General features: G+C 60.6%; 7 protein-coding genes and 4 pseudogenes. 6 read left to right on the forward strand and 5 right to left on the reverse strand.

The annotated features are described in order from the left end of the window. Positions 1–855 (forward strand): RidA family protein (locus AC0L3N_RS32740; RefSeq protein ID WP_473551730.1); only part of this gene is annotated, 855 nt, incomplete at its 5' end. A gap of 404 nt (positions 856–1,259) precedes the next feature. On the opposite strand, the gene AC0L3N_RS32745 is transcribed toward AC0L3N_RS32740, so the two are convergent. From AC0L3N_RS32745 to AC0L3N_RS32760, 4 genes and pseudogenes are all read right to left on the reverse strand, one after another. Further along, positions 1,260–1,631 (reverse strand): hypothetical protein, encoded by a 372-nt coding sequence (locus tag AC0L3N_RS32745; RefSeq protein ID WP_473551742.1) that lies wholly within the window; start codon positions 1,629–1,631, stop codon positions 1,260–1,262. A 129-nt stretch (positions 1,632–1,760) separates the two neighbouring features. After that, entirely contained in the window at positions 1,761–3,194 is a 1,434-nt protein-coding gene (locus tag AC0L3N_RS32750) for an amidase (RefSeq protein ID WP_473551732.1), read from the reverse strand. Positions 3,195–3,919: 725 nt separating this feature from the next. After that, positions 3,920–4,228, reverse strand: a pseudogene (locus AC0L3N_RS32755) (IS21 family transposase); the annotation flags it as partial. A 53-nt stretch (positions 4,229–4,281) separates the two neighbouring features. Next, positions 4,282–4,405 (reverse strand): annotated as a pseudogene (locus AC0L3N_RS32760) (IS5/IS1182 family transposase); the annotation flags it as partial. Positions 4,406–4,488: 83 nt separating this feature from the next. Between AC0L3N_RS32760 and AC0L3N_RS32765 the strand changes: the two are divergent. Then, a pseudogene (locus AC0L3N_RS32765) lies at positions 4,489–5,511 on the forward strand (IS110 family RNA-guided transposase). A 278-nt stretch (positions 5,512–5,789) separates the two neighbouring features. On the opposite strand, the pseudogene AC0L3N_RS32770 reads toward AC0L3N_RS32765, so the two are convergent. After that, a pseudogene (locus AC0L3N_RS32770) lies at positions 5,790–6,113 on the reverse strand (transposase); the annotation flags it as partial. A gap of 391 nt (positions 6,114–6,504) precedes the next feature. Between AC0L3N_RS32770 and AC0L3N_RS32775 the strand changes: the two are divergent. From AC0L3N_RS32775 to AC0L3N_RS32790, 4 genes are all read left to right on the forward strand, one after another. Continuing rightward, a complete protein-coding gene (locus tag AC0L3N_RS32775) occupies positions 6,505–8,178 on the forward strand; it encodes an ABC transporter substrate-binding protein (RefSeq protein ID WP_473551733.1) in 1,674 nt (557 codons plus the stop codon). Position 8,179: 1 nt separating this feature from the next. Further along, positions 8,180–9,184, forward strand: a complete 1,005-nt coding sequence (locus AC0L3N_RS32780; RefSeq protein ID WP_473551736.1) for an ABC transporter permease — start codon at positions 8,180–8,182, stop codon at positions 9,182–9,184. Further along, the gene (locus AC0L3N_RS32785; RefSeq protein WP_473551738.1) at positions 9,181–10,113 is read left to right on the forward strand and encodes an ABC transporter permease; all 933 of its coding nucleotides are present in this window, start codon (positions 9,181–9,183) and stop codon (positions 10,111–10,113) included. Before AC0L3N_RS32780 ends, AC0L3N_RS32785 begins: the two co-directional genes overlap by 4 nt. Beyond that, positions 10,110–11,061, forward strand: a 952-nt coding sequence (locus AC0L3N_RS32790) for an ABC transporter ATP-binding protein (RefSeq protein ID WP_473551740.1), incomplete at its 3' end; no start/stop codon positions are given. The genes AC0L3N_RS32785 and AC0L3N_RS32790, both read left to right, overlap by 4 nt.

An 11,061-nucleotide genomic window follows, 5' to 3' on the forward strand; every position in this document is an offset into this window, starting at 1 on the left:
CGCAGTTGGCGGACGCACTGCGACGTTCGAGCGGCGCCGCGTCCCGTACCGTCCGAGAGACGGGCCCTCTTCGGCGGCCGGACGGTCACTGGCGGCTTGCGAGCGGGCGAGTTCATCGCCTTAGCCAATCGCACGGCGGAGGACGCGGACGGCGTAGTGCGCCATCCCGGCGATGGGGTGGCCCAGAGCCACTTCATCATGGAGAGACACGCGGAGACGCTGGCCGCACTCGGCGCCTCCTTCCAGGACTGCGTCAAGATGGAGGGCTACTACTTCGGCACCACGAACGAGGACTGGGCGCCGCTCGGGAAGGCGCGAATGAGCCACTTTCGTGAGCCGGGGCCGGTCGAAACTTCGGTTCCCTGTCACCGCCTCAACCCAAAGGAAGCTCTGACCAAGGTCGAGGTCATGGCCATGCGTGAGCTGCGGAACGGCTACGACAAATACATCCCGCGCGAGGACCATTGGCCTGAGCGCGTGTGGGATTGGACGTTTCCTGTGCCTTACCGCCAAGCCATCGGGCTGCGCGATATGGTTTGGCTCGGCGGCCAGTGGCCCAAGCGTCCGTACGGCAACAAAAACCTGATCGTCATGGAAGGCCAGCTCATGCCTCAGACCCGCTTCACCATGGGCTATATCGAGGATCTCCTGCGCCCCTTCGGCCGGATGCCCGCGGACTTGAAGCTCATGGTCTGCTATTTCACTTCGACTGGCACCGAGGCCGAGACGGTTGCTTTCGCCAAGACCCTCGCCGATTGCGTGGGTGGATCGCTTCCGCCCATGACGCTCGTACCGAAGCCAATGATGCACTCCCCCGAGTGCACTGTTGAGATTTGGGGGGTGGCGCAGGGCTGAGAGCGCTCAGTCTGCCTGCAGGAGATTCCGTATGCGCTTCGTCGCCGCCACGGAAGCACGAGACCAACACATTCTAGCCGATCCCGACGCTCCTCTCATCGATCGCAGTCGGCGAAGAGGGGGCGTGCCGACGGCAGTCGACAAGGCGATCGAAAAGTAATGTGAGACCCATTCTCCTCCTATTCGAGGAAGAGCGTCATGGGTTCTCATTCGTGTCCCAAGCGCTCCGTTTTTCCATCGTTGATTTCAGTACGAACTCGGCCTGACGATACCTTTCTTCGCTTGCAGCCGCGCATGTGAAGGCCTCCATTCTTGCCCGTGCGGTCGTGACAAGCCGAGTTGATGGACCGCATCGGAATGCGTGATCGCCGCGCCATAGCGCCAGTGTGGCACCACTGCGAGAGTTAATCGCTGTTCGAGGGGTCTAAAAGAACGATCTCCATCGGCCGGCCGACGGCGGTCGCCATCACCGAGTATTTGTTGTTGTCGAAGCGCACGGCGGTGCTGATCTTCGACACCGCGGCAGGCTCGGCATTGAAGCCATCGCACGGGCCGCTATCTTCGGCAATCCTGACCCGATGTGCGGCTGGAGGGGCGACGCCGATCGGGGTTACCCGGTCCAAGTCGGATCGGATCCAGAACAGCCACAAGACCAAGGGCAGCCAGATGATTGCTAACCCGACTTTTGAAAAAAACAGGACATCGCGCCGCAGATCATCACCGAAAACCTGCGCTTTTTGGTGCGGCGTGCCAGCCGCCAGGGTCATGCCGGACATCGAACATCGATCCGCGCTGAGAATTCACAGGCGCCGATGCGAAAGCGCGTGGGGGCGATGCAAAGCGTCCGGACATCGGGAAGCATTCACCGCTTCGTCTCAATGAGCCTCGCATGGATCGACTGCTATTCAGCTGGTCCCTGCTCGGACCCTTGGCCGCAGGTGGCTCCACGGTCTAGCTTCCTCCAGGTCGCGTGCAACACGGATCAGTGTGGCCTCATCACCGAAGCGGCCGACGATCTGAATGCCGATCGGCAGTCCATCGGTACTTTGTGCCAAGGGCAAGGATGCCGCCGGTTGTCCGGTAATATTGAATACGGGCAGATGACAACCCTTATATGCATGTCGCGTCCACTCTTCTACGGAGAGCGTTGTATCGGTTAGAGCGTAAGTGCCGCCATGCGAATGGGCCACGATCGGCTGCGTGGGGGTCAGAAGAATGTCGAAGGTATGGATCGCCTCGGCCACCCGGAGCTGCATGCGCCGGAGGCCTTCATGCATTTCTGCCCAAATCGATAAAGATTGATTTCGGCCCCGTTCGTAGTATTTGAGGTTGACCGGCTCCAAGGTATGCGCGCTGATAGTGCGGCCCATGGCCCGTGCCGCCGTTTCGAGCGAACTCGCGCCGAGATATGAGCGGAGGAGAGCCGATCTAATGTACTCTTCGAAATCAAACGGCGGCTCTATCTCCGTCACTTGGTGCCCCATTTCCTCCAAAAGTGAGGCAGTCGAGTCGACCGCCTGCAGGACCTCCGGCTCAAGATCGAGCTTGCCCCATGTTGTCCGCGCGACCCCGACCCGCAGAGTGCCGGTGGGCCGTGATAGTTCCTCTACGTAGGGACGGTTCGGTTGGACGATAATGAATGGATCGCCGGGATGGGGACCGGAAAAGACATCCAACGCGGCGGCCATATCACGCACGGTGCGGCAAAGAACAAAGTCTCTGGAAAGGCCAGACCCTGTGTCCTGGTTGTTTGGTCCCCCGGAGATGCGTCCGCGGGACGGGCAAAGTCCCACAAGGCCGCACCAGGCTGCGGGTCCCCTTAGCGAGCCGGCCCCGTCGCTGCCATGTGCAATAGGAACAATACCAGCGGACACCGCAGCCGCGGCTCCCCCGGACGAGCCCCCTGCGGTGCGTTCCAAATTCCACGGATTGCGGGTGATGCCATGGAGGATGGTTTCGGTCGCTCCGGATGCCCCAAACTCCGGTGTTGTTGTTCTTCCGACAGTCCGGAGTCCAGCATCCCGGGCGCGACGAAAGAAATAGCTGTCGGTGTTGTCGCGATAGCCTTTGAACAGGCGGCTTCCTTGTTCCTGGAGGCGGCCAGCTTCGGTGGCCCCGAGATCCTTGCGAAGGAATGGCACACCATTGAAGCGTCCAGTGTCCGCGCCAGCAACGGTCTCAGCATCTGCGTAGAACTCGATGACAGCGTTGACACGAGGATTGACTTCGTCATTAGCCTCGCGAGCTACGCGCGTCAGTTCTACAGGAGTTAGTTCGCCGGCACTCACGAGAGACGCCAAACCGGTGGCATCGTATTGTACGTATTCATCGAGCCGCATTTCAATGATCCTTCATTTGCTCGGCCGGGTGTGGACCGACAGGGCCATAAGTTAAACAATAGTTGCTCTTTTTCGTTTCCGATCGCCGCTTTACCCCTCAATCAGCGATTAACGCTCGCAGTTCAGTCATGCTGCCGTAATGGTGCATATGGCGCTGCGATCAACGCGTACTTCTGATGGGTCGCCGTAACCCCATGGCCTCGAAGTGGCGACTTAGCGGCCTGTCGGATCCGAGGCCATCGTGCGGAGGCGCAGGCTGCCCTGACAGATGGAACACCGCTTCACCGGGTGCCGCTTCCGCCGAGATCACCGTGCGGCTTTGGCCCGCAGCTTTGGCAGCCTCCACAAGCGAAGCAGTAGACTGTGCGAGCGTCAAGCGCGGAGCGAGCGAACTCATTGCGGCGGCCGCACCCAGCGACGTTATCATGCTGCGCCTACTGATCATCGATCTCACCGTTTTCTCGGAGTCGAGACTTGGGCCAACGAACTCCGTTTTGTCATGCCCGATTTGTTATTCTCGTCCTCCGATTGTTATGATCGAGAGCGGCAAATGGAAGACCGCACCCGTGTCAAAACCATAGTCCCGTACGCCTGTGCTTGGCTTTTCCAGGTCCCAGCATTGCTAAGCAAAATGGCAGAGGACCGTCCCGGATCGGGATCGGCGTAATCCCTGTGCCGTTTCCGACGAAGCCGCCCCTTGTTCCGAGATTATTCCGCCCCCGGATTCCGTAGGCCCGCGCGCCGATCTCGAGCGCGCGGCCGCAGGCGGCATTGACCCTTTCCCGGCCAAAGCCCTTGGCCAGGCGGATAATGCCCAGACAGGCGCGGAAGCCCTACTCGGGATGCGGCCGCTCGGCCAGGATCTTTTCGACGAGCAGCGCCGCGTCGGAGCCAATAGCGGAGGCTTCCCGGCTGATCCGCTCGATCGTCCATCTGGCGAAGCGCCGATGCGCGGACGGCATGTGCTCGGGCACGGTGCTGTGCCTTCCGTTGCCGCTGGAGCGCTGGTGAACAGCAATCCGCACGTCTTCATAGGATCTTGTCGCCATGCAGGATCGGCGCTGGCGGCATCTGCTCGATGAGGGCTTCCCCGCCGTGCAGTCGGCAACCTGGCCGCCGGTCAACGGGAACGCGACGGGTCGGCACAGGCCATCGGTCAATGCGTGGATCTTGGTGGTGCGTCTGCCGCGTGATCTGCCGATCGCCTGATTTCGCGCTCCCCTTTATTGATGGCCCGCCCCTCCCGCCGACGCCTGTGTCAGGTATCGGTGTTCAAGAGAGGAAGGAGCGAACCATGAGCATAGTGGTCCTTGGCATTGATCTGGGCAAGAACAGCTGCAGCGTCGTTGGATTGGATGAAGGCGGAACGGTCGTCATTCAACGGCGGATGCGACGTGACGGGGTGATCGCGTTCGCTGCAAAGCTGTCGCCCTGCATCATGGCTATGGAAGCATGTTGTGGTGCACATCACATGGGGCGATCGCTGGCGGCGCTGGGCCACCAGGTTCGTTTGATGTCCCCGGAATATGTGCGCCCTTACGTCAAGGCTCAAAAGAACGATGACCGCGATGCCGAGGCGATCGCCGAAGCGGCGACTCGACCCACCATGCGCTTCGTCGAACTCAAGAGCGAAGAGCAACTCGACGTTCAGACCCTGCATCGAGTGCGCGACCGCCTCGTTGGTGAATGCACCTCGTTGACCAACCAGATCAGAAGCCTGCTTTTGGAGCGCGGGTACGTTGTGGCACAGGGCCACGCTCGACGGCGTTTTTTGCTCGGTGAGCTGCTGGATAACGGCAGCGACGCGCTGAGCCCAAGGATGGCGTTCCTGCTCGAGGACATGCGTACGCGCTGGAAGGAACTGGACTTCGCATCCTCGCCTTTGACGCGGAGTTCGCAAACATGGCTCGGACCGATGACCGCGCCCGGCGGCTGACAGGCATTCCCGGCATCGGCGCGCTAAACGCCACCGCGCTGGTAGCCGCGGTCGGCAGCGCGGCAACGTTCGACAAGGGGCGTGACCTCGCCGCATGGTTGGGTCTTGTGCCCCGGCAGGCCACAACCGGGGGAAGGCCGAAGCTCCTGGGCATCACGAAGCGCGGAAGTAGATATCTACGCAAGATGCTGATCCAAGGCGCACGGTCCGCCATGCCCTCGTTGGCCAAGAGCAACACGACGTGGATCGTGGCTGCGTGGGCTTCTCGCCCGCGCTCATCCCAACGTCGTCGTCGTCGCCTTGGCTGCGAAGATGGCCCGCACCGTCTGGGCGCTGCTCCACCATGGACGGAACTATCAGGTCGCGCCGATATCGAAATGAGGAACAAACGTCCGGAGAATACCTCGCCGGACGTGACGAACTGCAAGTGGTGAAAGGAAGATGGCCTGACAGTCGATCGGTGTTCCGAAAGCCTCCGGCGAAAAATGGCCCATCGAGGCCGGCCCCTTTATGAGGTTCGGGACGCGCGGATCTCCATCTTGGCGGCGGCCGCCGCGCCGACATGCCGGATACGTTTGTGCAGACTGTTCACACCACCCTCCAATTGTCGCTTGCAGCCGGGGCGGGCCATACGTTGCAGCCGGGGCGGGCCATACGTTTCCGCCCGCTGCACAGCGGTGCGCACGAACGGCCGAGGAATCGATCAGGAGCTGAGCTGGTGGTCCGACCGCATTGGCGAGCGCATGGAAGATCGCACTCCATACGCCCGCCCTTGGCCGACCAGCGCTGGAAACGGTTGTAGAGGGTCTTGCGCGGTCCATGGACCGACGGAGCGTCGACCCAGCGTACGCCGCTCTTCACCACATGATGCCGCTGATCACGCGTCGATTATCGACGCGCGGCTTGCCTCGGGTGTCGGTCGGCAGATGCCGTTCAAGCAGCCTAAACTGCTCATCGCTGAGCCAGAAATATTCGCGATTCATGACAGGTCCCCCTCAGAGACCTGAATCACAATCCCGCCGTCAGAGGAACCCCTTTTATGGATCCGGACCCTAGATGCAGGATCGGACCGGGGCCGGCAAGGTTCACGCCGAACTCGATCCGAATGGTGTTTAATGTCGTATGCGATCAACCAAATACAGGAAAACCCTGGTACAAACCTGTGTAGATGTTAGCTGACGCAGGTAGTTGAGCGCATGACGTTTTCGATTGCCGCTCCCGATCATAACAATCGAAGGCTGAGCATAACAGTTCGGGCCTCATCAGCTGGCCCCGCTTAGGGTAAAGCTCGATTTCAGAACGCAGTGCCGAGGGTTCAAAAGCCGGCATGGCATTGCGGTAAGAACGGAACCAGGAGCCTTAAGGGGGGTACAAATGAACGGGTTTCCACTCAGTCGCCGTGCAGTCATGAAGGCGATGTTGGCGGGATCGGCTGCACCTTGGGTCATGCACTCAAGTGCGCTCGCCTCGTCGTGCGACGATCACATCGTGCGTATGGGCGCAATTGCCGCCCCCGATACCATGAACCCTTTTGCCACCTGGAACTCGTGGTGGCCGCTAATCTTCACCTATGACGGGCTGGTCGGCGTGGAGGCGCAGCGCTACCCCGATCGGAGGGGTTTCGCGAAGGAGTGGTCCGTCGCGGACGACAACGTCACGTGGACCTTCAAGATATGGCCTGGCATGAAGTGGTCGGACGGCCATCCTGCCATGGCCAGAGACGTCGCGTTCACATACAACTATCTGCGCGGCTCTATCGGCAAGCCCGATGAGCTGAACGTCGGTCAAAACAACACTAGTGGCCTAGAGCTAGTCGCCTCCGTGACGGCCCTCGATGACGAGACTTTAGAAATCGTAACCAAGGCTCCCACTCGCTGGCCAATCAACGGCGGGCCATGGATAGTTCCCGAACACATCTGGAAGGACATCAGCTACGCCGATGCGCGCGGCACCTTCCGCAATGACCCGCCGCTGGTCGGCACGGGGCCGATGATCGTTTCGGAGTTTCAGCAGGGTCAGTTTGCCCGCCTCACGCCGAACAAGTATTTCCGCACGGGGCAGCCGAAGGCAGCCGGCATGGTCTTCCATTTCTTCAATTCGGCCGATCCCCTCGCCCAGGGTCTGAAGAGCAGTAGCCTCGACTATGGTGTCGGCCTGACCGTCGCCCAGTGGACCAACCTCTCGAAGAATTCCGATATCGTGGTCGGACAACAGCGCATTGAGCAGGGGGATTACCTGGCCTTCAACACCGCGCCCGGGGACGGGGCGGGGAGCACGAAAGCCCTGCAGGATCCGGCGTTTCGCGATGCGATCGGCTACGCGATTGACCAGAAGGCCATCGTCGATCGAGCCATGCGCGGACACGCCGACCCGGGCGTCGGGCCAATCCCGCCGGTGGTAACGGAATACTACTCGGATCTGAGCGACATCAGGCGGTACTTCGACCTCGCCGAGGCCGGCCGCCGGCTTGATGCAGCCGGCTATCGGGACACGAACGGCGACGGCGTTCGCGAGGACAAGGAGGGGAAGAGCTTCCAGCTCGAGCTGATCGCCGGGACCGGTTCGGGTAATGTTGTGATACCAATCGCAGCCGTGGAGCTCGTCGCTGGCTGGCTTGGACAAATCGGCATTCCTGTATTGGTGACTCAGCTCGAACCCGGAACGCTAGTTGCCCGCACGGCAGCGCCGGCCAATGGCGGGGGAGGCTGGGACCTGCTCATTACCAACTTGTGGGGGCCTGGCGTTCCCAAAAGCCTATTCAGCTTCGCGAGCAGCAAGCAAATCGGCCTCAGAAACAGATCGTACTGGTCTAATGAGAAATTCGACGCGCTCTTGGCTGCGATCGACGCCACTGTTGACATCAAGAAGATTCAGGAATTGGTCGACCAAGCGGCGCGCCTCTTTTACGCAGAAGCGCCATACATCATGTTGAGTAACCCATTCATGCTCGACGCTCGTCGCAAGGATTGCTTCGAGGGCTGGGGGCCACAGGATAATATTTTGTCGATGCATGGCCACTTTCCGGTGGGCCGCATCAGGCCACTTTAAGATGGTTTCCAATGGGCAGGGAGGCGGGACGAGCCGACACGTCTGGCGCATCTTCCTCAGAGCGGTCGTGACACTCCTAATGGTGGCAATCCTGAACTTCATCTTGTTCAGGATTGTTCCGGGCGACCCCGCCGGACTGTTGTTGAGCAGGGCGCGCGAAGCCGTGACAGTTGAGCAGATTGAGGAGCAGCGCCAGCGCTGGGGCCTCGACCGGCCGCTGGTCCCGGACCAGGTTCTCAGCTATCTGTCGACAACGCTACAGGGTGATCTTGGTTACAGCTTCAAGTTTAGGGGCCGGCGCGTGGCCGACCTGATTATGGAGCGTCTCCCCGCAACAATCGCCTTAGTTGGTATAGCTCAGTTCGTCGCAATCATTTGCGGTGTGACCCTAGGGATCTACGCGGGCTGGCGTCGGCGGGGAGTGGTGGACCATGTCACCACGAGTGCCTCTCTGGCACTCTACTCGACACCTCCATTCTGGCTTGGCATGCTTCTGGTCTTGATCTTCAGCACCGCGCTGGGCTGGCTCCCGGGCTTTGGTGCGTACTCGCCGACATTCGGAAACGGCGCTCCATTTGACTGGCTCGCCGATCGCATCCGGCATCTCGTGCTACCGGCCTCCACGCTGGCGCTGGGTCTTATCGGGCAATACGTGGTGGTGGCCCGTGCCGCGATGAGCGACGTCGTCACCGAGGACTACATGGTTACCGCCCGGGCCAAGGGATTGACAGCTGGCCAGATGCTGATGCGTCATGCCTTCCGTAACGCCATGCTACCGGTCGTGACCATGGTGACACTCAACATCGCATATGTGGTGGCGGGTGGCATAACCGTCGAGGCCGTGTTCGCTTGGCCGGGGATCGGAAGCCTGACCGTCGAGGCGCTAAACGCACGGGACTATCCCGTACTTCAAGGAATCTTTCTTTTGCTCGGCGCGTCGATCGTCGTCGCGAATCTCGTTGCCGACATCCTTTACGGCATGCTCGACCCGAGGGTGCGGCGATGAACATACCTGTTGTCGAATCTCGCCGGTGCGCCCGAAAGCGAGCGATCCAGGCTTTTCTAAGCCAGTTTTTTGGCCATAGCGGGGCTGGGCTCGGCCTATTGGCTCTAGCGCTTTTCCTTGTTCTGGCTGCGATACCCAATACCCTTGTCGGGCCACTTGAGACCGCAGCCACCGCAACCGGCGATTTCCTCGCGCCGCCTCAAAGTCATCATCTGCTCGGGACAGACGATGTCGGGCGGGACGTGCTCAATCTGGTCGTCCATGGTGCACGGATTTCGCTTACAATCGCGTTGCTGGCGACAGTGATCAGCCTCATGGTCGGCACCACGGTGGGCATGACGGCAGGCTACTATGGCGGGAAGGTCGACGTTTGGCTGATGCGCTTGACAGATTTCTTTTTCGTTCTCCCGTCCTTCGTGCTTGCTCTTGTCATCGCGCCCGTGGTTTTGGAAGTTCTTGGGCGTGGCAGAGATATCCTTGGCTTCCGTCCTTCTCTTTTCGTGATCATTCTGGTCATTGGTTTTACAAGCTGGGCTTTTGTTGCACGCATCATTCGAAGCCAGACGCTGTCACTGCGCGAACGCCAATTCGTTGAGCGCGCCAGGGTTGTTGGCACTAGCGATCTCAATATCATGCTACACCATCTCCTGCCCAATCTCGTGCCGCAGGTTGCGGCCAATGGTGCGTTGGTTGTCGCCGGCGCGATATACACCGAGACTGCCCTCTCATTTCTCGGGCTGGGTGACCCATTGCAGCCATCTTGGGGTACTTTGCTCTCCCTCGCTCAGCGCGCCGGCGCGGCTAGTGCTGGAGCGTGGTGGTACCTGGGCGCACCCGGCCTGTGCGTGCTCACGGTTTCGCTTAGCTTCGTCCTGATTGGCAATGCCCTTGACGACACCTTCAACCCACGTCGGAGGGTGATCCCATGAAATCGTTCCCTCAACGAGGAACAGCATCGCTTCTGGCGGTCGACGCGCTTTCTGTCGACTATGATCTGAAGAGTGTTCCGTCGCGGGCGATCGAGGACGTAAGCTTCGAGCTCCGAGATGGAGAGGCCGTTGCCCTCGTGGGTGAATCGGGCAGTGGCAAGACCACGACCGCGATGGGAATTGCGGGTCTGCTATCGCCCAACGCGCGGGTCAGCGGCGGTCAGGTGCGCTACCGCGGAGAGCGACTGCCGATCGATGACGATGCCGCCATGCGGCCACATCGCTGGAGCGAAACGTCCGTTGTCTTCCAGGGCGCAATGAATGCGCTTAATCCCGTTCACCGCATCATCAAGCAGATCGCCGAGCCGTGCATGCTGAAGCTCGGTTTGTCGCGTGGTGAGGCGATCGCGCGGGCAAGGGAGCTGCTCGAGCTCGTCGGCATTCCGGCGGATCGCGGTGCCGCCTATCCCCACGAATTGTCGGGCGGCATGCGGCAGAGGGTGATGATTGCCATGGCGCTCGCTTGCCGCCCCTCGATCATCATCGGCGATGAGCCCACCACGGCCCTCGATGTGATCACACAGGCTCAGATCCTTAAGCTCTTGGGGGAATTGCGGGCGCAACTCAACCTTGCCCTGATCTTGATCACCCATGACCTGTCCGTTGTTGCTGAGTCTTGTGACCGGGTGATGATTATGTACGCCGGCCGCATCATCGAACATGGCACCGTCGCCGATGTTTTCGCCGGGCCTAAGCACCCATATACCCGGCTGCTGATCGAATCTATCCCGAACCCGGCGAATGGCAAACGGATGATCCGGCCCATCCCCGGTGATCCCCCCAACTTGCTGAATCGACCGTCGGGGTGCGCTTTTCATCCGCGTTGCCCGTCGGCTATGTCCGTCTGCAAAGGCGAAGTTCCCAGCCTCGAAAGGGCGGGGCGGGGGG

This window comes from Mesorhizobium sp. WSM4807 (assembly GCF_055811615.1).

Coding starts and splice junctions, on each gene's coding strand:
- AC0L3N_RS32785 (WP_473551738.1), top strand. CDS start 9,181: ATGAACATACCTGTTGTCGAATCTCGCCGGTGCGCCCGAAAGCGAGCG.
- AC0L3N_RS32750 (WP_473551732.1), bottom strand. CDS start 3,194: ATGCGGCTCGATGAATACGTACAATACGATGCCACCGGTTTGGCGTCT.
- AC0L3N_RS32775 (WP_473551733.1), top strand. CDS start 6,505: ATGAACGGGTTTCCACTCAGTCGCCGTGCAGTCATGAAGGCGATGTTG.
- AC0L3N_RS32745 (WP_473551742.1), bottom strand. CDS start 1,631: ATGTCCGGCATGACCCTGGCGGCTGGCACGCCGCACCAAAAAGCGCAG.
- AC0L3N_RS32780 (WP_473551736.1), top strand. CDS start 8,180: ATGGTTTCCAATGGGCAGGGAGGCGGGACGAGCCGACACGTCTGGCGC.